The sequence below is a fragment of the Actinomyces sp. HMT 175 genome (assembly GCF_016694895.1).
GTDB classification, from domain to species: Bacteria; Actinomycetota; Actinomycetes; order Actinomycetales; family Actinomycetaceae; genus Actinomyces; species Actinomyces oris.
Window position 1 is genome coordinate 578434 of record NZ_CP068012.1, and the last position, 24972, is coordinate 603405.

Genomic DNA, 24972 nt, shown 5'->3' on the forward strand with positions numbered 1-24972 from the left:
GTCGCCTGCCACGCATCACGGGTAGAGACCGCGGGAGACGTGGGCCTCGGCGACGCGCTTGACGGCCATCGTCGTCGCGGCGGTGCGCAGCGAGAGTCCGTGCTCCCTGGAGAAGTCTGTGACCTCGTTCCAGGCCTTGTCCATCCTGGTGCGCAGGCGCTCATTGACCTCCTTCTCGGTCCACCAGTAGGACTGGTTGGCCTGTACCCACTCGAAGTAGGACACGATGACGCCACCGGCGTTGGCGAGGATATCCGGTACGACCAGGATCCCCTTGTCGGCCAGGATCGCGTCGGCCGTGGGCGTCGTCGGGCCGTTGGCGCCCTCAACGACCAGCTTGGCGTCGATCAATGGCGCGGTCTGCTCGGTGATGACCCCTTCGACCGCTGCAGGAACAACGACGTCGCAGGCGACGGCGAACAGCTCGCTCGCAGGGATCGGGTCCGCGCCGGGGAACCCGTCGACGGTGCCGGTCTCATCCACGAAGGCCTCGAGTGCGGGGATGTCGATGCCCTTGTCGTTGCGAATCGTGCTGTAGACGTCCGCCACGGCCAGAACCTTCACGCCCGCCTCGTGGAGGAAGCGGGCAGCGCCGCGACCGACTTTGCCGAAGCCCTGAACGATCGCGGTGGCCTGCGAGGGATTCACTCCGATGCTCTCCATCGCGTTGAGGACGGAGTAGACGACGCCGCGGGAGGTGGCGGCGGCCCGCCCCTGTGACCCGCCGAGGTTGACCGGCTTGCCCGTGACGGTTCCCAGAACCGTGTGCCCGGTGGCCACCGAGTAGGTGTCCATCATCCAGGCCATGGTCTGCTCGTCGGTCCCCATATCGGGAGCCGGGATGTCCTTGTCGGGGCCGATCAGGGGGATCAGCTCCGAGGTGTAGCGGCGGGTCAGTCGCTCGAGCTCTCGTTCCGAGTGGGCCCGGGGGTCCACCTGGACCCCTCCCTTCGCGCCGCCGTAGGGCAGATCGAGAAGAGAGCACTTCCATGTCATCCACATGGCCAGCGCTCGGACCTCGTCGAGGTCCACGTTGGGGGAGTAACGGATCCCTCCCTTCGCGGGGCCGCGAGAGATGTTGTGCTGGACGCGGTGGCCGATATGCAGCTCCATCGTGCCGTCGTCGCGTCGCAGTGGGATGGCGACCGTCACCTCTTTACGGGCGGTCTCAAGCATGCGGCGCATTCCGTCGTCGAAGCCGAGGAACTGGATCGCCTCGGCGAGCTGCGCCCGTGCATCGGTGAGGGGGTGAGGGGTCGAGGGCATGGAGCTACCTCCTGGGTCGGTCGGGTGGATCAGCGTGATCCGGGGCCGGTGCGGCCTTAAGACGTGGGTGGGAGAGGGGATCAGGGCTGGTCTCGGAGCGCCTGCTCGAGGATCTCCATGCCTTCGGCGAACAGCTCGTCCGGCATGGTCACCGGTGGCAGGAGGCGGATGACATTGCCGTAGGTGCCGCAGGTGAGCAGGATCAGACCGCGTGAGCGCGCGGCCTGCGCGACGGCGGCGGTCAGTGCGGCATCGGGCTTCTGCGAGTCGGGGTCGACGAGCTCGAGAGCCATCATGGCGCCCTTGCCCCGGACCTCGCCGATGCGGGGGTCCTTCGCCTTCCACTGCTCCATCAGGCGGATGCCGGTCTCGCCGATCGTGCGGGCCCGTCCCAGGAGATCGTGCTCCTCGATCATGTCCAGGGTCGCCAGGGCGGCGGCACAGGCCAGGGGGTTACCGCAGTAGGTGCCGCCAAGGGCGCCCGGTTCGGCGGAGTCCATGATCTCGGCCGAACCGGTGACCGCCGACAAGGGGGTGCCTCCGGCCAGGCCCTTGGCGGTCGTCACCAGGTCGGGAACGACTCCCTCGTGGTCGCAGGCGAACCACGCCCCGGTGCGGGCGATTCCCGACTGGATCTCATCGGCGATGAAGACCGCGCCGTTGTCATGGCACCAGCGCTGGAGCGCGGTGAGGAAGCCGGGCGCCGGCACGATGAACCCGCCTTCGCCCTGAATGGGCTCGATGATGACGGCGGCGACGGAGGATGCCCCCACCTGCTTCTCGATCTGACTGATCGTGCGCTCGGCGGCGGCCTCGCCGTCCAGTCCGTCGCGGTACGGGTAGGAGCCGGGGACCCGGTAGAGCTCAGGGGAGAAGGGGCCGAAGCCGCCCTTGTAGGGGGCGACCTTGGCCGTCAGTCCCATGGTCAGGGAGGTGCGTCCGTGGAAGGCGTGGTCGAAGCAGACCACTGCCTGGCGGCCGGTGTGCTTGCGTGCGAGCTTGATGGCGTTCTCGACGGCCTCCGCCCCGGAGTTGAACAGCGCGGTCTTCTTCGGGAAGCTGCCCGGGGTCAGGGCGTTCAGGCGTTCGGCGACCTCGACGTATCCGGCGTACCTCGTGACGGCGAAGGAGGTGTGCGTCAGGTTCTCGGCCTGCTCCTGGATTGCAGCGACGACGGGCGCCGCCGCACCGCCCACGGTTGTCACCGCGATGCCGGATCCGAAGTCGATGAGACGGTTGCCGTCCACGTCCTCCAGGACGCCTCGGTCCGTACGCCGTGCGAATGTCGGCATGGCGGCGGTCAGGGCGCGTGGGAGTGCGGTACCTGCGCGTTCGTCGAGGGCGCGGGCCTCGGGACCGGGCAGAGGAGTGGCGAGATGAATGGTCTGGGGCAGCGTTGCCATATGGACCTCACAGTGTGTCGTGACGGGCGGAGATCTGCAGCGGAACAGGGCGCTCCGGGTTGTCGTAGAAACGTGCTCGGCTATGAGTTCCGTCTCAGGTTATGCCCGCCTCTAGGTCTGAGCACCTAAGCCCAATGCACAAAATCTCGCGAATCCTGTGCGTGATGCATAGAATAGTGTTTGAATCCAGGCATGGTGTTGGTGTCGGATCTCATCGATGGAGCGGACCTGGGAGTTCGCGCGGTGCTTCTGCCCGCACCGCACGCCGCGGTCACCTGGGTCGTCGCGACCGAGCTCCTCCAACCGGCCTCCTACCTCGAGGGCGGCGAGCTCGTTCTCACCACGGGTCTCGTCATGGCCGATGCGGAGGCGGCCACGTGGCGGGAGTACGTGGCATCACTGGTCGAGGCGGGAGTCGCGGCTCTCGGACTGGGGACCGGCATCGCCTTCGACACCGTGCCCGAGGACCTGCGCGAGGCCTGCAGGGCCGGGCGTCTCAATCTCATCGAGGTCCCCCTCGAGGTCTCCTTCGCCTCCATCAGCCGCGAGGTCGGGGCCATGCTTCAGGCCACCGAGCCTGAGATCGGTGCCGAGGGGGCGGGAGACGAGGAGACCCTGGTCCTGCAACAGCTGACGCGTGCAGCCGCCAAGGACAACCAGAGCGCGATCATGCGCGCCCTGGCCTCGATCCTCCGGGGCGAGGTGTCCCTGCGGGATGCCACGGGACGCACCGTGGTCGGTCCCTTCGGGCCGGAGGCGACGGGAATCGACGACGAGGTCGCCGAGTGCATCGACAGGATCCGTCCGGGAGGGATGCGAGGAGCCGGGGCGGTCGGCCTCGGCGACATGCGGCTGGTCGTCCGCCCGGTCGGCATCACCGGCGAGCCCGAGCGCTACCTGGCGACCGTTCAGCGCGAGACGCTCACGCGCGCTCAGACCCTGGGGGTCGATCTCGCCTGGTCGTTTCTGAATCTCATCGCCGAGTCCTCCAAGGCCTTCACCGGATGGCTCCTCCAGCTCGTGGGGGCCTCCACCCGGCATCTCCTGGCGGGTGACATCGCGCAGGGGCTGGCGCTGGCGGACCAGGTTCAGGAGCTCGTCCTCACACGCCTGCCGTCTCCGGAGCGGCGATCGGTGCCCGCTACCGGTGGTGGTCATCAGTGGCGGGTTGTCTGCCTCGAGGGTGGCAGTGCTGACGTTGCCGGGCTCTCCACAGTGCTGGCCCGCCTGCTCGTCGAGAGTCGGGGGGCTCCGGTGGGGGAGCAGCTTCTGTGGCGCACGGACCGGGGCGGGACCCGCCTGATGATCCTCGGTGAGGTCGAGCGCGTTCCCTCCCTTCTTGAGGACGGCAGTGTCACGCCCTGGACGGAGCGGATGCGGATCGGCGTCAGCGGTCCTGTCGGCGTCACTGATCTGCCGCGGGGCGCACAGCAGGCGCTGTCCGTCTGCACCGGAACTCGGCAGCTCGGACAGGCGGTGTGCTGGGAGACCTCGGGACTGCCGTCGGTCACGGACCTCCTGGACGAGGAGCGGGCCCAAGCCTTCGCCCGCGCTCGCCTCGGGGGCGTCGCCGATCAGCCCGAGCTGCTCGAGCTGTTGAGGATCTACCTCAGCGAGGCCGGGGCGGTGCAGCGCATCGCCGAGCGTCTGGGGGTGCATCGAAACTCCGTCCCCGCACGTCTTGTGCGCCTGAGGAGGGCACTAGGCGTCGACATCGAGGATGCCGAGCAGCGGGCGAATTTGTGGTTTGCGTTACATTTTTGGGCGGAGTGACGGCTTGTCATCTCGCACAAGGGTGACTTTTCCGCGTTTTGATGCGATTCCTTGAAGTGTGGAACGTGATGTTCGACATACTTGGTGGTGTGTGTTTACTATTACGCCGTCACCTAGGACCTTAGCCCGCGTTGTCGTAGCAGAACTTGTAGCGCATCGGGCGCCGGCGGCGATGTGGCCTGCGCCGGTCCTGCGTGAGCTTGGGCAGTAGAGGCCCGAGCCGTCTCATTTCTTTCGACTCTCGAAACTTCTCACCTCGACACCGACGTCCCGCCGAAGCCAAGAAACAGAGTGATTCACATGAGCCTTCCTCTCCTCCAGAACTTTATCAACGGAAAATTTATTCCGGCAGCCACCGATGCCACGTTCGACGTCGTGGATCCTCGAACGGAACAGGTCGTAGCGCAGTGCCCGGTCTCGGGTTCCGCCGATGTCGACGCCGCCTACGACGCCGCCCTCAAGGCATTCGAGAGCTGGCGGCTGACAACGCCGGCGGAACGGCAGATGCTCCTGCTCCGGCTCGCCGACGCCCTGGAGGCCAACGCCGACCGTCTCGTCGAGGCTCAGCGCCGCAACACCGGTCAGCTCGCCGAGATGATCCGGGCGGAGGAAGTCGTGACAGGGGCCTCTCAGCTGCGGTTCTTCGCCGGGGCCGCCCGTCTCCAGTCGGGTGTCGCCTCGGGGGAGTACGCCGAGGGGCTGAACTCGCAGATTCGCCGCGAGCCCATCGGCGTCGTCGGGCAGATCGTTCCGTGGAACTACCCCTTCATGATGCTCATCTGGAAGGTCGGGCCCGCTCTGGCGGCAGGCAACACGGTGGTGCTCAAGCCGAGTGAGAACACGCCCGAGAGCGCTATCGTCTTCGCTGAGATCGCCAGTGAGATCCTCCCTCCCGGGGTCTTCAACCTGGTGCTCGGCACCGGCGAGACCGGGCGCCTCATGAGCGCTCATCCGGTGCCCGGGCTGGTTGCGCTCACGGGATCGGTGCGCGCAGGCTCGGATCTCGCCGAGCAGGCGGCCGGCAACGTGACCCGCGTTCACCTCGAGCTCGGAGGCAAGGCCCCCGCCGTCGTCTTCGCCGATGCCGACATCGAGGCGGCTGCCGAGGGCATCGCCGCCGCAGGGATATTCAACTCCGGGCAGGACTGCACCGCTGCCACCCGCGTCCTGGTCGAGGCCTCGGTGGCCAAGGAGTTCACCGACGCGCTGGTGCGTCACGCCGAGTCCTTGCGAACCGGCCCGATTCCCGAGGAGGAGGCGTTCTACGGACCCCTGAACAATGCCCGCCACTTCGCCTCCGTGCAGAAGATCGTTGAGGAGCGGCCCGCGCACTCCCACCTGCTGACCGGCGGCCACCGCGTCGGTGAGAGCGGCTACTACTACGCGCCCACCGTCATCTCAGGGCTCAAGCAGGATGACGCGCTCGTGCAGCAGGAGATCTTCGGGCCGGTCCTGACCGTTCAGGAGTTCTCCTCCGACGACGAGGCCCTGGCCCTGGCCAACGGTGTGGACTACGCCCTGTCCTCGTCCATCTGGACGACCGACCACCAGCGTGTCCTGCGATTCAGCAGGGACCTGGACTTCGGCTGCGTCTGGGTGAACTGCCACATCCCCCTCGTCGCGGAGATGCCGCACGGCGGCTTCAAACGGTCCGGCTACGGCAAGGACCTTTCCGTCTACGGCGTGGAGGACTACACACGTATCAAGCACGTCATGAGTGCCCTGTGACGCCCCGGAAGCGAACAGGAGGTCACCCCCATGCGCATTCTGACGGCCTTCACCAACTCGCTCGGCGGTCGAGACTCCTACCACCTCGGGGTGTCTCTCGCTGAAGCGTTCTCGTGCCCACTCGATCTCGTCACCGTCGTCAAGGGCGGCGGGGGACGCTACGTCCTTGACGTCACCGATCACGCCTTCCAGGACGTCGTCGCCACGCAGGTCGACGACTGGATGTCGGAGATCATGGAGGAGCATCGGCCCCGTGTGCCGGTGAACAAGTACCTGCGGTACAGCCTTTCTTTCCCCGAGGGCATCATCGCCTCGGCCGAGGAGCTCAAGGCCGACCTGCTCGTCGCCGGCGGAGGCCGTCACGGGGTCCTGGGGCGGGTGTCCCTCGGCTCCGTGGGGCAGACGCTGCTCAACTCCTCGACTGTTCCGGTCGCCCTGTCCCCGCGCGGCATGAGGCACGCCCCTCTCGACGGGCTCTCACGCATCACGGTCATGCTGGGTGAGTCCGGCAGGTGGAGGGGAGTGCTCAGTAAGGCCAGGACCTTCGCAGACAGAGCCGGTGTCCCGTTGCGTCTCGTCACGGTGGCCACCGGGGACTCACAGGACACCGCGGAGATCGAGAAGCGGACTGAGGCCCTGCTCGCCGAGGTGCGCCTGGATCTCACCGGGCTGGACGACCAGCGTGTCCAGATCGTTCACGCCCACTCCATGAGCGCCGCCGTGCTGGCCATGGAGTGGAGCAGGAATGAGCTGGCCTTCCTGGGGTCGGCGCGCCTGGCCCAGAGCGGGCGCCTGTTCCTGGGGCCGGACGCCAACAAGATCCTGCGGGTCCTGCCGGTGCCGCTCGTCGCCGTCCCGGCTGATCCGGCCGACGTCGGAGGTGGAACATGAGCGCCGCGACCACGAACTCTGGAGGCGGGCTGTCGAAGAAGGGACTGGCTGAGGGCTCTGTCGGCCTGCTCGGCGCCATCATCATCGGCGTGTCCTGCATCGCGCCTCCGTACACCCTCACCGGCGCACTGGGGCCGACCGCCTCAGAAGTGGGCGAACAGGTGCCGGCGATCTTCCTCGTCGGGTTCATCCCGATGCTCCTGGTCGCCTTCGGATACCGAGAGCTCAATGCGGCGATGCCCGACTCGGGCACCTCCTTCACCTGGGGGACCCGCGCCTTCGGTCCGTGGATCGGGTGGATGAACGGATGGGGGCTGATTGTGGCGACCGTCGTCGTCCTGTCGAACCTCGCGGCCATCGCGGTCGACTTCTTCTACCTGTTGCTCGCACAGGTGACTCGCAGGCCCGCCATTGCGGATCTCTCCGACAACGTATGGGTCAACACCCTCACCTGCCTGGTCTTCATCACGCTGGCGACCTGGATCGCGTATCGCGACATGCAGACCACCCAGAAGCTCCAGTACTGGTTGGTGGGGTTTCAGCTGACGGTGTTCCTCGGCTTCGGCGCGGTGGCGATTTACCGCTACTTCACCGGCACCGCTGTCAATCCGACGCCCTTGAAGCTCGAATGGTTCAATCCCTTCGCCGTCGACTCGCTGGGGACCTTTGTGGCGGGCGTCTCCCTGTCCCTGTTCATCTACTGGGGCTGGGACGTGTCGCTGACGGTCAATGAGGAGGCCGACGACGCCAGCTCCACCCCGGGGCGCGCCGCCGTGCTCACCGTCATGACCATCGTCTCGGTGTACATGTTCGTCACGATCGGATCCATGATGTTCGCCGGTCTGGGGAAGGACGGGATAGGGCTGGGCAATCCTGCGATTCAGGACAATGTCTTCTTCGCCTTGGCCAGGCCGGTTCTGGGGCCGTTCGCGATCCTCCTGTCGACGGCGGTGCTGGTCTCGTCGGCGGCGTCCTTGCAGTCCACCTTCGTCTCTCCCGCCCGCACCCTCCTGTCGATGGGGTATTACGGAGCAATGCCGGAGAAGCTCGGTGAGATCTCTCCGCGCTTCCTGACTCCCGGGTGCGCAACAGTCGTCTCGGCGATCGCCGCCTCGACCTTTTACACGCTGCTGCGCTTCGTATCCACCTCCGTCCTGTGGGACACGGTTCAGACCCTGGGGGCGATGATCGCCTTTTACTACGGGCTCACCGCCTTCGCCGCGGTATGGTACTTTCGAGGGAAATGGTTCTCCTCAGTGAGGAACTTCTTCTTCACGCTGGTCTCGCCGGGGCTGGGGGGGTCTCATCCTCTTCTCGCTCCTCGGCCTGACCCTGAAGGACTCCCTCGACCCGGAGTATGGGTCGGGATCGCAGGTCTTCGGCGTCGGTCTCGTCTTCGTCCTCACCCTCGCCCTCATTCTCCTGGGCGTGGTACTGATGCTTGTGCAGTACGTCCGAGCACCGGCCTTCTTCCGTGGGGAGGTGATCGCACGATCCGACGCTGTCACTGAGGAGATGAAGGTGGCGACTGTCTTTGAAGACGGTGACGAAACCTATCCGCTCCGTGCTGCGTCGTGACCGCCGGTGAACCGGAGCGAACGCGCACACATGAAAACAGCTCCCTCCGCGCCAGGCCGGCGGAAGGAACTGAGAGGAAACACATTGTCATCGCATCGACGGACACAGCTGATCGATGCGCCGGTAATCAAACACACGATATGTGGACGCCAGGCCGGACCACGAAGGAGTGAGCAATGAGCATCAACATGGAGCGAGTCGCTGAGCTGACGGAGATCGAGTCCAAGCGCCTCAATGAACGGACCAAGGGATCCGGCGATATGTACAACCGCGCGAGGAACAGTCTCTCCGGCGGTGTCGCCTCCTCATACCAGCTGCGCGAGCCCTGGCCCATTTACCTCGAACGGGGGCAGGGGCCGAAGGTCTGGGATGTCGACGGCAACGAGATGTGGGACTTCCACAACGGCTTCGGATCGATGCTTCAGGGGCATGCCCACCCGGTGATCGGAGAAGCCATTCAGGAGCGGTACGGCAAGGGCACCCACTTCGCCGCCCCGACCGAGGACGCCCTGGCGGTGGCGGAGAACCTCTCGAGCAGGTGGGGGCTGCCGAAGTGGCGCTACACGAACTCGGGCTCGGAGTCCACGATGGATGCCATCCGCATCGCACGTGCCTACACCGGTCGCGACACGGTCATGAAGATCTTCGGCTCCTACCACGGGCACCACGACACCGTCATGGTCTCGATCGGCGTCGAGTACGACAAGATCGGTGACCGTGACAACCTGGCATCGCTGCCCTACGGAGGCGGCATTCCCGACGCCACCGTCCAGATGACGGTGCCGGTTCCCTTCAACGATGCCGAGGCCATGGAGCGCCGCATCATCCGGCTGACTGATGAGGGGCGTAAGCCCGCCTGCGTCATCATGGAGCCGGCCATGATGAACCTGGGCGTCGTGCTGCCGGAACCGGGATATCTGGAGCAGGTCCGCGAGATCACCCGGCGACACGGCGTCGTCCTGATCTTCGATGAGGTCAAGACCGGCCTGTGCATCGGTCCGGGCGGCGCCACCCAGCGCTTCGGAGTGACTCCCGACCTGGTGACCATGGCCAAGGCCCTCGGTGGCGGTCTGCCCTCGGGCGCCATCGGAGGCACCGAGGAAGTCATGTCCGTGGTGGAGGACCACACCGTCTTCCAGGTCGGCACCTACAACGGTAACCCCCTGGTGATGGCCGCAGTGCGGGCCAACCTCGAGAAGGTCCTCAACCCGGAGGCATACGCCCACCTCGACCACCTCAACGATCGCATTCTCGCGGGTTGCACGGAGGTCATTGAGCGCTACAACCTTCCGGGCTACGCGGTGGGCGTCGGCGGCAAGGGGTGCGTCACCTTCTCCCCCAAGAAGGTCGTCGACTACGAGTCCTTCAAGGAGCACCAGAACGCGGAGCTGTCCGAGCTCGCGTGGCTGTTCAACATGAACCGGGGGATCTTCATGACTCCGGGCCGCGAGGAGGAGTGGACCCTGTCAGTGACCCACACGGACGAGGCGATCGACGCCTACGTCAGCTGCTTCGAGGAGCTCGCTGAGGCGATCACCTCCAAGTGACGTCAGCACTCTCTGATCTCATGGGGGCCACCGAAGACGTCGGTGGCCCCCATGAATCGTGTCCTACCCGCGGTGGCGCTCGGTGGCACTCAGTGGCGTTTCCAGGCGCGGATCCTCGTGCGGAAGGAGGTGAAGGGCGCCACCGTGTTGATATGCACCCACGTGGCCACCGGCCAGGCCGACGGCGTCGAGGAGGCCCACGCCCGCTGCCCGGAGGTGAAGAGCTCCTCCCGGCTCAGCGATGCCACGAGGGCGACGACGTCGTCGCCCCGGTTCCGAAAGGCCTCCTGAAGCCGGGGCAGGGAGGCGTCACGCCACTGCTCGTAGAAGGCGCTGTAGAGATCGCCGAGTCGGTTCCACCGGTACCCGGGAGCGGGCGTGACCACCTCGCGTCCGGCCTGCTCATCGCGCTCCCAGCCCAGCAGCAGGTCCATCCACCCCAGCTGGTAGGCGAGCATCTGCGCCGGCGTGCGGTCCACCCCGTCCTTGAGCGTGTGGAGTTCGGAGGCGGGGACGTCGTCGAACTCGGCGATGAACAGCTCAGCGCGCTTGCGGATCTCCGCGATGAGCTCCTCACCGGAGGCGTAGTCCTTCACGGCGGTTCCCTTCTCCATCCTTGCCGGCCCGCCGGCGGCAGTCGGAGGCGTGCGATCGTAGGTTAACCCTCGGGTTCGTACCCTTAACCTACGAACCCGAGACTCAACCTACGAACTCGCGGCGGTCCAGCCGTGCCTAGTCCTGGGAGGTGACCCCGACGTCGGCCATCTTCCGCTCCGTCCACGGGGCGACGATGAACAGGATGATGGCCACGGCGACCGTGACGACGCCCAGGCCGTAGTAGTAGGTGGAGTTCGCGACGTGCTCCGTCCTGGAGATGATGAAGCCGGCCAGCCCCTGGCCGGTGGCCGTCGTCAGCAGCCACAGGCTCATTGTCTGGGAGGCGAAGCTCTTGGGTGCCAGCGCCGACGTCGTGGACAGGCCCACCGGGGACAGGAAGAGCTCGGCGACGGTCTGGATGATGAAGACCACGGCCAGGAACCACCAGGGAGACAGCTTCGCGCCGCCGGTCCAGGTCTGGAAGCCGTAGCCCAGAATGAAGGCCGATACCCCGATGATGAGCACCGAGATCGCGAACTTCATGATGGTGGAGGGGAACCGGCCCGCCCTCCGGGTGAAGAGCCAACCGATGAACGGGGCCAGGATCACGATCGTGGCCGGGTTGATGGACTGGTAGGTCTCCGGGGTGATGGCCCAGCCGAGCCACGGGATACTGCCGTCGGTGTTGTCCTTGGCGAAGGTGGCCATCTTGCCGGCCGCCTGCTCGGAGATCATGAAGAACAGGACCGCGCCGATCCACAGGGGGATGTAGGCGCGCAGGTGGGTGCGCTCGCGGGACGTGACCTTGGGGGAGCGGAACATGAGGACGAAGTAGCCCAGGGCGGCACCTGCCGGGATGATGAGCATGGTCGCGGAGATGGCGTCGAGCAGGCTGCCGGTCAGGGCGCTGAGGACCGCGACGAGTGCGGCCGCGGCCACCACGGTCAGGAGTGAGGCGAGTACGAACCTCCGGCGCTCCTGAGGGTGGATGGGGCTCGGGACGGTGAAGGCGAAGGCGGAGAGCTTGTGGCGGCCGTAGATGAAGGCGATCAGGGCCACCCCCATGCCGACGGCGGCCGAGAAGAAGCCGGCGTGGTAGCCGTAGTGCTCACGCAGCCAGCCGGTCACCAGCGGAGACGCCAGTGATCCGAGGTTGACCGACATGTAGAACAGCTGGAATCCGGCGTCGCGCCGCGGGTCGTCGTCATCGTAGAGACCCCCGACGATCGTGGACAGGTTCGGCTTGATGAAACCGGTGCCCACGGCCACCAGCACGATCCCCGTCCACGAGAGCGCGGGCGTGGGGATGGACAGACAGATGTGGCCCGCCATGATGACCAGGCCGCCGTAGAGGGTAGACAGCCACGGTCCGATGATGCGGTCGGCGAAGATGCCCCCGGGGATGGCCAGCAGGTAGACGGCCGCACTGTAGGAGGCCAGGATGACCTGCCCGGAGTTGGCGCTCAGGCCCAGGCCGCCGCCGGCCACGGTGTCGGTGATGAAGTACAGCAGGATGGCGCGCATGCCGTAGTAGGAGAAGCGTTCCCACATCTCCACGTTGAGCATCCAGGGCAGGCCCCGGGGGTGGCCGAACAGCCCCCGGTCCTCCTTCGACGGCGTCGTGCGCAGGGTGGTGGGTCGCCACCGACTGGCGATCATCCGACCAGTATCGAGATCGTCCTCGACGGGAGTCGGGGTCGTTGACATGAGACTCTCCCTTCCTGTGGTCAGGTGAGGTGTGCCGCCGGACCGTCAGTGTCCGGTACGAACCACAGGTACCCACGCACCCTACCCCGACCGTGAGGCAATTTCGGGAGAACGTGAAGGCGGCTGAGCGAAGCGGCCCATGAGGTCGGCGAGTCGGGGACGCTCAATGCCCCCTCTGGGACCCATCGGCGGCAGCCGCGCCTAGTCCTGCACGGCGACCTCGACGTCGGCCATCTGCCGCTGCGTCCACGGGGCGACGGCGAACAGCACCAGGGCCATGAGCAGCGTGGCCACGCCCAGGCCGTAGTAGTAGGTGGCGTCGGAGGCGTCCTCGGTCTGGGCGATGACGAAGCCGGCCACGCCCTGTCCGGTGGCGACGCTGAGCCACCACAGCCCCATCGCCTGGGAGGCGAAGCTCTTGGGAGCCAGGGCCGTCGTCGTGGCCAGGCCGACCGGGGTCAGGAAGAGCTCGGCGACGGTCTGGATGACGTAGACCAGCGCCAGGAACCACCAGGGGGACAGGTGCTCCCCACCCGGCCAGATCTGGAAGCCGTAGCCCAGCATGAGCGCCGAGAGCCCCACGATGAGCACCGCGATGACGAACTTCATGATGGTGGAGGGGAACCGGCCCGCCCTCCGGGTGAAAAGCATGCCGATCAGCGGGGCCAGGATCACGATCGCCGCGGGGTTGACCGACTGATAGGCCTCCGCGGTGATCGACCAGCCGAACAAAGGCAGCCGCAGATCCGTGTTGGAGTCGGCGAAGGTGGCCATCTTGCCGGCCGCCTGCTCGGTAATCATGAAGAACAGGACCGCGCCGATCCACAGGGGGATGTAGGCGCGCAGGTGCGCGCGCTCAGGGGCGGAGACCTTCGGGGAACGGAACATGACCACGAAGTAGGCCACGGCCGCACCGACCGGCACGAGCAGGCCCGCCGTGGCGACGGTGGTCACCAGGTTTCCGGTGATCGCCTTCAGAGCGGCCACGACAGCGCCGATGGCGACCAGGACGCCGAGGGAGCCCAGCAGCAGTCGCCGGCGTTCCTCGGGGCGGATGGGGCTCGGGACGGTGAAGGCGAAGGTGGAGAGCTTGTGGCGACCGTAGATGAAGGCGCCCAGGGCGAAGGCCATGCCGATGGCGGCCGAGGAGAAGCCGGCGTGGTAGCCGTAGTGCTCGCGCAGCCAGCCGGTCAGCAGGGGAGAGGCGAAGGCGCCGACGTTGATGGACATGTAGAACAGCTGGAATCCGGCGTCGCGCCGGATGTCATCGTCGTCGTAGAGGCCGCCGACGATGGTCGTCAGGTTCGGTTTGATGAAGCCGGTGCCCACGGCCACCAGCACGATCCCCGTCCAGGAGGTCACGGTGCTGGGGATGGTCAGGCAGATGTGCCCGGCCATGATGACCACGCCGCCGTAGAGGGTGGACAGCCAGGGCCCAATGATGCGGTCGGCGAAGATGCCTCCGGGGATGGCCAGGAAGTAGACGGCCATGCCGTAGAGCGCGATGACGACCTGTCCGCTGGTCTCGCTCAGGCCCAGGCCGCCGCGGGCGACCGTGTCGGTGATGAAGTACAGCAGGATGGCGCGCATGCCGTAGTAGGAGAAGCGTTCCCACATCTCCACGTTGAGCATCCAGGGCAGTCCGCGGGGGTGGCCGAACAGCCCCCGGTCCTGCCTCGACGGCGTCGTGCGCAGGCTGCGGGGCCGCCACCGGCTGGAGATGAGGCGGCCGGGCTCGGCCAACCTGTCCTCGCGCTCGTTGACCGCCGTCGCGGCGGCTGACGTTGGGCCGAATGTCGAGTCTGACATCGGGCCTGACGTCGAATCGGACTCGGACTGTGCCATGGCGCTGTCCCTTCCTTGGGGCGGTGGCCACTCGGGGCCGGCCGCAGGGGTGATCCAGGGCGCCGGGTGCTCCGTCTGACGCGAGGGGCACAGACCTGTCGCCGGGGTCAGAAGTGATAGTGCCCAGACCATAGCGCCCGGCCTGTTTCCGGCATGCTTCCGGTTCTTGGCCAGACGACGGCGGCCCCGGAGAGGACCGCAGGGGGTCTCTTCTCCGGGGCCGCTGGGTACCGCCGCGCTGGGCGGATGACGTGGACTCCTCCGACAACGTGCGGAGGGGCAGGCCGGCAGGGCTGTGCGGAGCGGGGCCCTCAGCGGGCCAGGGCGTCGGCTGCAGCCTTGACGTTCGGGCGCACCGGGGTCAGGCGGGTCAGCTGGGTGACGTGGCGCGGCTCGAGCTCGTCCAGGCTGGAGACCCCCAGGAGCTTCATGGTGCGGATGACCTCGTCGGAGAGGATCTCGATCATGCGGTCCACGCCCTCGCGCCCGCCGGCCATGAGGCCATAGAGGTAGGCGCGGCCCACGAGCCCGAACTTGGCACCCAGGGCGACGGCGGCCACGACGTCGGCGCCGTTCATGATGCCGGTGTCGACCATGATCGTGGCGTCCTTGCCGACCTCTCGGACGACCTCGGGCAGGAGGCGGAAGGGGATGGGGGCGCGGTCGAGCTGACGCCCGCCGTGGTTGGACAGCAGGACGCCGTCGACGCCCAGGTCGATGAGGCGCTTGGAGTCCTCCACCGTCTGGACACCCTTGATGACGATCTTGCCCGGCCACATGGAGCGGATGACCTTGAGGTCCTCGTCGCTGATGGTGGGGTCCATGGCGTTGTCGAGCAGCTCGCCCACGGTGCCGCCGGTGGACTTCAGGGAGGCGAACTCCAGCTTGGGCGTGGTCAGGAAGTCGAACCACCACCACGGGCGGGGGATCGCGTTGAGGACAGTGCCGGCGGTGATCTGGGGCGGGATGGAGAAGCCGTTGCGCTTGTCGCGCAGGCGGGCCCCGGCCACGGGGGTGTCCACCGTGAACATGAGGGTGTCGAAGCCGGCGGCCGCGGCGCGCTCGACCAGCCCGTAGGAGATCTCGCGCTGGCGCATGACGTAGAGCTGGAACCAGTTGCGCCCGTAGGGGTTGGCGGCCTTGACGTCCTCGATGGAGGTGGTGCCCAGCGTGGACAGGGTGAAGGGGATCCCGGCGGCGCCGGCGGCCCCGGCTCCGGCGACCTCGCCCTCGGTCTGCATGAGGCGGGTGAAGCCGGTGGGCGCGATACCGAAGGGCATGGACGAGCGCCCGCCCAGGATTTCGCAGGAGGTGTCGACGTCGATGGCCGGGCGCAGGATGTCGGGGTGGAACTCGATGTCGCGGAAGGCCTGGCGGGCGCGGCGCAGGGAGACCTCACCCTCGGCGGCGCCGTCGGTGTAGTCGAAGGCCGCGGCCGGAGTGCGGCGCTTGGCGATCTTGCGCAGGTCCCAGGTGGTCAGTGCGGCGTCGAGGCGGCGACGCCTGGGGTTGAGCTCGGGCGTCTTGAAGTGGAGCAGCTCGAAGATCTCGCTCGGGTTGGGCAGCTGGCGCTTGACCATAGGAACCTCATCGGTGAGTCGGATTCTGGACGCTCCGCGCGGCGCGGAGTGCTCGTGGAGGCGGCCGGCCCCCGTGGCCGGAACTGAGGTCCACGAACCACCTCATGCTATGGGACAAAGGTCACCGAAGCAAGGTTAGCCTAAGCGATCCGTCTAACGGGAGGGAGAGATTTGCAATTTCTGCGCGGGGCCAGTCTCTCCGTCGCGGTGGCGTCTGCTCGCCGTCGGGGGACAATCCACGCGGCCGGGTGCATCTCCTTCCAGCCAGGGGCATTCGACGCCGTCGGGGACAGGAATCCTGCACCCGTACGCGCGCGATGTTCCCTCCGGGAGCGGCACGTCCCCGGGCGCGCAGGATGTCCCCGACCGCAGGACGACGGCGGGGGACGACAGCGCAGGACGACGACAGCGCAGGATGATGACTGGGGCCGACAGCCCGGGCTAGGCCGCCCGGGTGCGGCCGGCCAGAGTGCGCAGACGCGCCCGCGCCCCCTGGCGTCGCAGGGCCTCGAGCTCCTCGACGAAGGTGCGTCGGAAGCGCTCGTTGGTCGCCAGGCCTCCGAAGATCCCCTCGTGGCAGATGAAGGCGGTGCCGTGGCCGGCCCGCTGCGCGGCCATCAGGTGCCTCAGTTCCTCGGCCAGAGGATCGTCGACGACGATCGCCCCGCCGTTCTCATCGTGGCCCTCCGACCCCAGTGCCCACGCGGCCACCATCGCCGTGCCCAGACGGATCGGCCCGCCGGCGGTGAGGTTGTCGCGCACTGTGCCCAGGACGAACTTCGGCATCCGGCTGGAGGCGTCTTGTGCCAGGCGGGAGAGCGTGTCTGCGATCGCCTCGTTGGTGAAGCGCTTGAAGAGCGTACTGATGTAGTCGTCCAGGTCGATCCCCGGCACCGAGCGCAGGGTGGCCCGCGCCTCGCGCTCAAGATAGGCCCTTACCCAGGCGGCGATGTCCGCATCGGCTGTGGCCTCGTGCGCGTACTTGATCCCCAGCAGCCGCCCCCAGTGGGCCAGTCCCTGGTGGGAGGCGTTGAGCAGACGCAGCTTCATGAGCTCGTAGGGGACGACGTCGTCGACCATCTGCACCCCGACCTCCTCCCACGGGGGCCGCCCGGCGGGGAAGTCGTCCTCGATCACCCACTGGGTGAAGGGCTCGCAGACCACCGGCCAGGCGTCCTCCACACCGAGTGCCCGCCGCAGCTCGGCGACGTCGGCCCGCGTGGTGCGCGGGGTGATGCGGTCCACCATGCAGCTGGGGAAGGCGACGTTCCCGTCGATCCAGTCCGCCAGCTCAGGGTCGCTCATCGCGGCCTGGGAGACCACCGCCGTGCGGGCCGCCTTCCCGTTACCGGGCAGGTTGTCGCAGCTCATGATCGTCAGTGGAGCGATCCCCGCCTCCCGACGACGCCTCAGCGCCTCAACGATGTAGCCGAAGGCGGTCGTCGGCTCGCCCGGGTGCTCGGCGTCGTGGACGGCTCCGGGTGCCTCAGTGCGGAACGCGGCGGTGGCGTCGTCAACGTTGTAGCCGCCCTCGGTGACCGTCAGCGAGACGATCCGGGTGGTCGGTGCGCTCAGGAGGGCCAGGACGACCTCGGGGTCGTCGGGGGCGAAGAGGTAGTCGTGGATCGAGCCGATGACCGCTGGGTCGCGCAGCCCACCGGGATGCTTGAGCACCAGGGTGTAGAGGTGGTCCTGAGTCGCCAGCACGTCACGCATCCGGGCGTCCCCGGGCAACAGGCCGACGCCGCAGATCCCCCACTCCAGGCAGGAGCCGCCCGGAGTGGTGGGCTCAGCGCCGTCGTGGGGGCCGGCCCCGGCGCGCCTGCGCATGAGCCTGTCGAGGTAGGCGGCCTCGTGGGCGCGGTGAAAGCCGCCCACACCGATGTGGACGATCCCGGTGGTCATGGCGGAGCGGTCGTAGTCGGGGGCCAGGGGCGACTCAGTCAGTGAGATGGTCAAGAAGAGGTCCTTTCCGCGCTGCCACCAGTGGCCTTCAGTCAACCCGGACTCCTTGGAAATCCGGTGGGCGTCCACTCCGGGAGGCCTCAGCGGAACGGTCCGCCCCTCGCCCTGATCCCCGTGAAACTCTTGCGGGAGCAGGGAAGAGACGACAAGACTCCGCGCCGCCCGAGCAGTGAGCAATCGGGCGACGCGGAGTGAGAGCGGTCTTGATGAACCTCAGTGGGCGATGACGACGCGCAGGTTGCGCGGGCCGTGCACGCCGTTGACACGGACCAGCTCGATGTCGCTGGTGGCCGAGCCGCCGGCGATCCACGTCATCGGGCGCGTGGGGTGCTCTCCCAGGACGTCGACGGCCTGCGGCACCGTCGGCATGATCGTCTCGCGCTCCAGAACCACGACGTGCTTGTCCGGCACCAGCGAGATGGCCCGGCGGCCCTGGTCCGGCTCGCCGTCGAGGACGATCGTCCCCGAGATCGAGATGCCCACACGCGAGCAGGTCAGCACGGCGTCGATCTCATTGAGGTCGAGGGTGGCGATGGCCTCCTCGCGGGAGTCCTCCACCACGGTGCGGCCGCCCCGGGCCGCCGCCTTCTTGTAGTCCTCGGGCAGCCCGGCGGGGACGACGACGGAGCGCGCCTCACCGAGCAGCTCGTCGATGGCATCCAGGATCGCCGCGTCCTTAGGGGCGACGATGACCTCGGCCGAGTAGTCCTCGAGCTTCTCGATCATCTCATCAACCACGGGCTTGGAGCCGGGGGGATTCTCCCCGGAGCGGATGTAGTTGCGCGGGATCGGCCCCACCGGTCGGGTCTGGGACCGCGAGATCGCGTCGCGGGCGCGGGCCAGGATCGCGGACTTCGCATCCATCACAGCTCCTCCTCGCTGGTCGAGCCGGCCGGGGCCTGGGAGGCGGATGCCTCCGGGGCGATCGGCTCAGGGTTGTTGATGGCCGAGCGTGCGTCCAGCGCGGCCGGGGTGGGCTCGCCGTCGGCGCTCGCGCTGCCGGACACCGGCTTGCCAGAAGGCGGGGGCGGGTCGGCCGGGAAGCCGTCCGCGTGACCGCGGCCGCTCTGGGCGCCGGCGACCTGGCTCAGCGGAGTCTCACCCTCGGGGTGAGTGCGCTTCCACCACTGGCGGAAGGTCTCCGAGGGGGCCACCGGCAGGTCGCGCGCCCCGGTCCACAGGGAGGCCGGGAAGGGCAGGGCACCGATCTTGCCCTCCTTGCCGCCCAGCAGCGCCGAGGCCTTGACCGTCTGCGAGGCGGCGGCCCACAGCGAGCTCTTCGACATCACCGGGGCCGAGACGTTCATGGCCACATCCCACACGTCCGGCACCGCGCGACGCTTGACGTCCACGGAGCGGGCCCGCAGGTGGATGAGGATCGTGGGGATGTCGATCTTGACCGGGCACACCTCGCCGCAGGCCCCGCACAGGGAGGAGGCGAAGGGCAGGGTGTGGACCGGGTCGTCGTCGGCCAGCCCCTGGGTGAGCTGAGGCGTGATGATCGAGCCGATTGGGCCGGGGTAGACCGAGCCGTAGGCGTGCCCACCGGTGTGCTGGTAGACGGGGCAGATGTTCATGCACGATCCGCAGCGGATGCAGGCCAGGGCCTGGCGGCCCACCGGGTCGGCCAGGGTCTTGGTGCGCCCGTTGTCCATGAGTACCAGGTGGAACTCCTTGGGGCCGTCGCCCTCGGTGACACCGGTCCACATGGAGGTGTAGGGGTTCATGCGCTCACCGGTGGCCGAGCGCGGCAGGAGCTGGGAGAAGATCTCCACGTCCTGGAAGCGGGGCACCAGCTTCTCGATGCCCATGAGGGTGATGAGCGTGTCCGGCAGGGTCAGGCACATGCGCCCGTTGCCCTCGGACTCGTAGATCGAGACCGTGCCGGTCTCGGCCACACCCATGTTCGTTCCGGAGACGGCCACCGAGGCGTGCAGGAACTTGTTGCGCAGGTGCGAGCGGGCCGCGGCCGTGAGCTCCTTGGGGTCGTCGGAGAGGTCCGCCGGGGCGTCCTCCATACGGTCCAGGAAGATGCCTCGCACCTCGGAGCGGTTGCGGTGGATCGCGGGCACCACGATGTGCGAGGGCATGTCGTCGGCCAGCTGGACGATCATCTCGGCCAGGTCCGTCTCGTGGGCGGTGATGCCCCGGTCGGCCAGGTACTCGTTGAGGTTCGTCTCCTGGGTGGCCATCGACTTGACCTTGACGATGTCGTCGACGCCCTTGGAGGCGATGATGTCGGTGATGATCCGGTTGGCCTCGGCGGCGTCACGCGCCCAGTGGACGATACCGCCGCGGGCGGTCACGTTGGCCTCGAACTGCTCCAGCAGCTCGGGCAGGCGCGAGGCCACCTCGAACTTGACTGCTTCGGCGGCGTTGCGCAGGTCCTCCCAGTCGGGCATCTCGGACACGCGGTCGGCGCGCTTGGAGCGGATGGTGCGCGTGGCGTGGCCCAGGTTGCGGCGCATCTGGGTGTTGGCCAGCGTCTTGTGCGCGCCCTCGGGGAAGGTGTGTCCCCAGCGCAGCGTGTCCTCGGGCTGCTCGACCTCGGTGCGCCACCCGCCCGTGTGGGGCATGCCGAGAAATACCTGTGTCATCGTGCCACCGCCTGTGCGTGCTGAGAGTTACCGGTGTGCTGGACGTGCTTGGGGGCGAAGGAGATGTTGCCCTCGAAGGGCGCGTCCTTGGTGGAGGCCAGGATCTCGGCCAGGTGCATGATGCGCACCCCGGAGTTGACGCGGGACAGGCCACCGCCGATGTGCATGAGGCAGGAATAGTCGCCGGCGCACAGCACCTCGGCGCGCGTGGACATCACGTTGCTCATCTTGTCGGCGAGCATCGCGGTGGAGGTCTCGGAGTTCTTCATGGAGAAGGTGCCGCCGAACCCGCAGCAGACCTCGGCGTCGGGCAGGTCGATGAGGGTGAGGGCCTCGACGGCCTTGAGGAGGCGGTAGGGGCGGTCGGCGACCTTGGCGACGCGCAGCGAGTGGCAGGTGGGGTGGTAGGTGACCGTGTGCGGGAAGTAGGCGCCCACGTCCTCGGTGCCCAGGACATCGATGAGCAGCTCGGTGAGGTCGTAGGTGTGCGCGGCGATCTGCTCGACCCGCTTGGCCAGGGCCGTGTCGCCCACGTGCTCGGCCACGAGGCCCTGCTCGTGACGGGCCGCGCCGGTGCACGAGCCCGAGGGGATGACGATGGCGTCCCACTCGCCGTCGAGCACGGGGGAGAAGGTCTCCACGTGGTTGCGGGTGATCTTGGCGGCCTGCTTGAAGTAGCCGGTGTTGGCGTGCATCTGGCCGCAGCAGACCTGTCCCTCGGGGAAGCAGACCTGGTGGCCGAGGCGCTCCAGGATGGTGACGGTTGCCTGCGCTGCCTGCGGGAACATGGTGTCCGCAAGACAGGTGGCGAAAAGGGCGATTCGCACGATATGCCTCCACGACGTCGTAACTGAGACTGTCACGAGGACCGCCCGGACTCACCTGCCTCGAAGCAGGACGTGATGCGGCCTCGGCTGCGTCTCAGGCTACGGCCCGGAGGCGGCACTCATCTGACGACGACGGACTCCCGGTCGGTTGGTTCCGCTCTCTGAGACAGGTTTTCCGTTGAGGTGGCGCCGATCTGTAAGGGGTGAGGGTGGGCTGAGCAGGGGATGGCCGCGGCGTGTGGGAGGTAAGTCCTAGAAGCGGATTGCGTCATGCATTACTGCCCTTATCTGCGATGGGCTTCGAGCAGGCCTTGGCGGGAGTATGGCCGACGCCGTCGAGAACGTACTTGTGCTGCGAGGACGTACTTTCGCGGCGAGGACTGCGTTTGCCGTCAGGATGATGGTGCCGGGGCGCAGTCGCCGGTGGGAGAACGCAGTCCTCGGCTGGGAAGTACGTCCCCGATCCGACGTCGGAGTTTGGGCTCCCCCTTTAGCCTCACGTGTGTCTGTGCGGTGATGATGCCGGGCTCAGCCGGCGGGGCAGGCCCCGACCTCGAGCTGGCCGTGACTGTTGGAGCCGGTGGCGACGACGCCGCCGTCGGCGCGCAGGCCCACGGTGTGGGCCGCGCCCGCCGCAATGGCCACGATGTCGTGCCAGCGGCCCACATCGCACTGACCGGCCTCCGATCTGCCCGCTGCGACGACCGTCCCGTCGGCCCTCAGTCCGACGCTGTGATAGCTGCCCGCGGCCACGGTGGTGATTTCGATCCAGTGCTCGACCCCGGCCCAGAACTCCGGGCGCCCGGCCGCGAGAACAGTGCCGTTCTCCAGCAGCCCCAGAGTGTGGAAGTAGCCCGCGGAGACCGCGCGCACTCGGTGCCAGTCCTGCACCTCGCACTGGCCGGCGGCGTTGTTGCCGGCTGCGCAGACGCTCCCGTCGGCACGAACGGCCACCGTGTGCCAGTCGCCGCAGCTGATACCGGTGATCTCGCGCCAGTGGTCAACCTGCCGTTGCCCCTCGGCGTCGCGGCCGGTGGTCACCAGCGTCCCGTCGATGCGCAGTCCTGCGCTGAATCTCCATCCTGCGGCGACGGCGACGACGTCCCGCCAGTCCCGGACGTCGCACTGCCCCTGCGCGTTCCAACCGCAGGCCAGCACCGTTCCGTCGTCGCACAGGCCCAGCGTGTGAGACCGGCCGGTGTTGGCGGCCAGATGGACACTGCCCGCCGCCACGGAGACGACGCCTCGCCACTGCGAGACCCGGCACTCTCCGGCACCGTCCGCTCCGACGGCGACCACCCGTCCGTCGGGGAGACATCGGACGGTGTGCCTGCGTCCAGCAGCCAAAGGAGCATGAGTCATCACGAAGTCCTCCTTCGTTCCCATCCCAGCAGAACCGCCCCGCTTTCGCCACCGACGCCGTTGTCGAGAACGCACTTGTGCTGCGAGGACGTGCTTTCTCGGCGAGGACTGCGCTTGCCTCCAGAATGCGAGTGCCGGGGCGCAGTCGCCGGTGGGAGAACGCAGTCCTCGGCTGGGAAGTACGTCCCCGATCCGACGCCGGAGGCTGAGCACACGCACTGCGCCCCCGGAGTCGCGAAGGATCCGGGGGCGCCGTCCGTAGGAGTCAGGCTCGAGCGGACTCAGACCCCCAGCCCCACCTGGGAGGCCAGGAACACGAGAGCGCCCAGCACCAGCAGCAGCCCGATGGAGTAGGGCGCCGCCTTCTTGAGGATCTCGGCGTCCGTACCGGGGGCGTCCACCGCGGTCGAGGCGATGGCCAGGTTCTGCGGGGAGACGATCTTGCCCAGCCCGCCACCGATGGTGTTGGCGGCCAGCAGGATCTTCGGGTCGAGCCCGGCCCCCTGGGCGGCGGTGGCCTGCAGGTTGGCGAACAGGGCGCCCGCGCTCGTCGCCGAGCCGGCCACGGCGGTCCCCACCCAGCCCAGAGCCGGGGAGAGGAAGGCGTAGGCGGCGCCCGTGGCGGCCAGGGCCGCACCGATCGCGGAGGTCTGGCCGGAGAAGTTCATGACGTAGGCCAGCGCCATGACGGCCGCGATCGTCAGGATCGCCATGCGCAGCGTGTAGCAGGTCTTGGCCAGCGTGGCGAAGCCCTTGCCCACGCTCATCTCGAACTTGCCCGGCACCGAGCGCGCCGCGTAGATGAAGGTGACGATGATGGCGGTCAGGAAGATCCAGGTGCCCGGGTTGGACAGGGTCTGAAGGTTGTAGATGGCGCTCTTGGAGGCCTCGCCCTTGGCGGTCAGGAGCTGGCCGTACACGCCGGGCCACTTCACGGGCAGGTCGGTGGCCTTGAAGGCCTTGTCGAGGTTGATGCCCAGGGTCCACAGCTTGGTCGTGGCAATGATGACCACCACCAGGATGTAAGGCAGCAGGGCCAGGATGACGCGCTCGCGGTCGGGGGCGTCGTCGGCGGCCACCTGGGAGCGGTACTCCTCAGGGGTCGTCGGGGTCCACACCAGCAGGAAGACGTAGGAGGCGGCCAGGCCCAGCAGGGAGGCCAGCACGGCGGTGAGCTCGTAGGAGATCGAGGGGGTGAAGAAGTGACCCACCCCGGTGGCCAGCCCCGCCACGATCGCCAGCGGCCACAACTGCTTGACGCCGCGCGCGCCGTCGAGGATGAACAGCAGCAGGAGCGGGATGAAGGCGCAGAACACCCAGGTCAGGTGCCCCATGGCGGTGGCCACGCTCACCGGCTCCTGGCCGCCGAGCTTGCCGGCGGTCGTGGTGGGAATGGCCATGGCGCCGAAGCCCACGTTGATGGCGTTACCGACCATGACGACGACGGCCGCCTTGAGCTTGGGCAGGCCCAGGGTCGCCACCATGGCGGCGGCGATGGCCACCGGGGCGCCGAAGCCGGCCAGACCCTCGAGCAGGCCGCAGAAGGAGAAGGCCACGATGAGGGCCTGGGCACGCATGTCGCCCTTGCCGATCACGTTGAACACGGCCTTGAGGTCCTTGGAGCGACCCGAGACGTCAGTGAGGTTGTAGAGCCACACGGCCGCGATGATGATGTAGATGATCGGGACGAATCCCAGGGCCATGCCCTGGGTTGCGCTCATGACCGTCATGCCCACCGGCATGTGGAACAGGGCGACCGCGGTGACGGCGGCGATCACTAGGGAGATGATGGCGCACCAGTGAGTGGCCACCTTGAACACGCCCATAAGGACGAAGAACACCACCAGCGGCAGCAGACCCACCGCGGCGGTGAGGTAGACGTTGCCGCCCACGGCGGTGGTCGACGGCGTGAAGGTGGCGGGCAGTCCCGCCAATGCTGGGGCGAGTGGTGCCGGATGCATCGGCAGTGCTGACAGGACGGCTGGCGTCATGGTTACTCCACTGTGAGTACTGATGGGGTCGTCCAGGTCGTCAGTGGGGCTGAACTGGCAACCGCGCTGCTACGTCCTGGGTACTAAGGCCCAACGATCATGCCATGGAGATGGTGACTTGTGCACCATATGAGACGGCCGCGTGCCATCTTCTCCCGTCCTTCCGGGTAAAAGTGGGGGGCGTAGGGCGCGGCGGGCCGGCCCGGTCACCAGGGGTGGGGTCGGCGTTGCCGGCACTCATGCACGACGGTGGGGTTCTACTGGAGGAGGGTTGGGTGTACTGCGGGTAGGTGGGGCCTTCGTGCAGTAGGCACG

17 protein-coding genes are annotated in these 24972 nt (G+C 67.7%); 5 read left to right on the forward strand and 12 right to left on the reverse strand.

Annotation, left to right across the window (positions count from 1 at the left end):
- Nucleotides 1–15: 15 nt before the first annotated feature.
- Both JJJ14_RS02415 and gabT read right to left on the reverse strand, forming a co-directional pair.
- On the reverse strand, nucleotides 16–1266 hold the full coding sequence (locus tag JJJ14_RS02415) for a Glu/Leu/Phe/Val family dehydrogenase (RefSeq protein WP_010614461.1): 1251 nt from the start codon (nucleotides 1264–1266) through the stop codon (nucleotides 16–18).
- A gap of 80 nt (nucleotides 1267–1346) precedes the next feature.
- Entirely contained in the window at nucleotides 1347–2669 is a 1323-nt protein-coding gene (gene gabT, locus JJJ14_RS02420) for a 4-aminobutyrate--2-oxoglutarate transaminase (RefSeq protein WP_010614462.1), read from the reverse strand.
- Between the two features lie 192 nt (nucleotides 2670–2861).
- Here gabT and JJJ14_RS02425 point away from each other — a divergent pair, with 192 nt between their 5' ends.
- From JJJ14_RS02425 to JJJ14_RS02445, 5 genes are all read left to right on the forward strand, one after another.
- Nucleotides 2862–4442, forward strand: a complete 1581-nt coding sequence (locus JJJ14_RS02425) for a PucR family transcriptional regulator (protein ID WP_201444604.1) — start codon at nucleotides 2862–2864, stop codon at nucleotides 4440–4442.
- Between the two features lie 300 nt (nucleotides 4443–4742).
- Nucleotides 4743–6170, forward strand: coding sequence for an aminobutyraldehyde dehydrogenase (locus tag JJJ14_RS02430; RefSeq protein WP_101559871.1), 1428 nt, complete (start codon nucleotides 4743–4745; stop codon nucleotides 6168–6170).
- A gap of 30 nt (nucleotides 6171–6200) precedes the next feature.
- Nucleotides 6201–7061 (forward strand): universal stress protein, encoded by an 861-nt coding sequence (locus JJJ14_RS02435; protein WP_010614465.1) that lies wholly within the window; start codon nucleotides 6201–6203, stop codon nucleotides 7059–7061.
- Entirely contained in the window at nucleotides 7058–8572 is a 1515-nt protein-coding gene (locus JJJ14_RS02440) for an APC family permease (RefSeq protein WP_236592886.1), read from the forward strand. Before JJJ14_RS02435 ends, JJJ14_RS02440 begins: the two co-directional genes overlap by 4 nt.
- 243 nt (nucleotides 8573–8815) lie before the next feature.
- A complete protein-coding gene (locus JJJ14_RS02445; protein WP_201444605.1) occupies nucleotides 8816–10186 on the forward strand; it encodes an aspartate aminotransferase family protein in 1371 nt (456 codons plus the stop codon).
- Between the two features lie 89 nt (nucleotides 10187–10275).
- Here JJJ14_RS02445 and JJJ14_RS02450 read toward each other — a convergent pair whose 3' ends face one another.
- The 10 genes from JJJ14_RS02450 to JJJ14_RS02495 form a co-directional block, all read right to left on the reverse strand.
- On the reverse strand, nucleotides 10276–10782 hold the full coding sequence (locus tag JJJ14_RS02450; protein WP_075418155.1) for a ClbS/DfsB family four-helix bundle protein: 507 nt from the start codon (nucleotides 10780–10782) through the stop codon (nucleotides 10276–10278).
- A gap of 136 nt (nucleotides 10783–10918) precedes the next feature.
- Nucleotides 10919–12490 (reverse strand): peptide MFS transporter, encoded by a 1572-nt coding sequence (locus tag JJJ14_RS02455; RefSeq protein WP_201444606.1) that lies wholly within the window; start codon nucleotides 12488–12490, stop codon nucleotides 10919–10921.
- A gap of 201 nt (nucleotides 12491–12691) precedes the next feature.
- Nucleotides 12692–14299: a peptide MFS transporter gene (locus JJJ14_RS02460; protein WP_233431797.1), complete on the reverse strand. Its 1608-nt coding sequence runs from the start codon at nucleotides 14297–14299 to the stop codon at nucleotides 12692–12694.
- A 347-nt stretch (nucleotides 14300–14646) separates the two neighbouring features.
- Nucleotides 14647–15915, reverse strand: coding sequence for an alpha-hydroxy acid oxidase (locus JJJ14_RS02465; protein WP_075375166.1), 1269 nt, complete (start codon nucleotides 15913–15915; stop codon nucleotides 14647–14649).
- A 441-nt stretch (nucleotides 15916–16356) separates the two neighbouring features.
- Nucleotides 16357–17820 carry a mannitol dehydrogenase family protein gene (locus JJJ14_RS02470; RefSeq protein WP_236592936.1) on the reverse strand — a complete coding sequence of 488 codons (1464 nt, stop codon included), beginning with the start codon at nucleotides 17818–17820 and terminating at the stop codon, nucleotides 16357–16359.
- A gap of 273 nt (nucleotides 17821–18093) precedes the next feature.
- Nucleotides 18094–18744, reverse strand: coding sequence for a LutC/YkgG family protein (locus JJJ14_RS02475; protein ID WP_003789181.1), 651 nt, complete (start codon nucleotides 18742–18744; stop codon nucleotides 18094–18096).
- Entirely contained in the window at nucleotides 18744–20477 is a 1734-nt protein-coding gene (locus JJJ14_RS02480) for a LutB/LldF family L-lactate oxidation iron-sulfur protein (RefSeq protein WP_101559863.1), read from the reverse strand. The genes JJJ14_RS02475 and JJJ14_RS02480 overlap by 1 nt, the downstream gene beginning before the upstream one ends.
- Nucleotides 20474–21304: a (Fe-S)-binding protein gene (locus JJJ14_RS02485; protein WP_101559862.1), complete on the reverse strand. Its 831-nt coding sequence runs from the start codon at nucleotides 21302–21304 to the stop codon at nucleotides 20474–20476. Before JJJ14_RS02485 ends, JJJ14_RS02480 begins: the two co-directional genes overlap by 4 nt.
- 528 nt (nucleotides 21305–21832) lie before the next feature.
- Nucleotides 21833–22666, reverse strand: a complete 834-nt coding sequence (locus JJJ14_RS02490) for an RCC1 domain-containing protein (protein WP_101559861.1) — start codon at nucleotides 22664–22666, stop codon at nucleotides 21833–21835.
- Nucleotides 22667–22947: 281 nt separating this feature from the next.
- Nucleotides 22948–24657, reverse strand: a complete 1710-nt coding sequence (locus JJJ14_RS02495; RefSeq protein WP_201444608.1) for an L-lactate permease — start codon at nucleotides 24655–24657, stop codon at nucleotides 22948–22950.
- Nucleotides 24658–24972 lie beyond the last annotated feature (315 nt).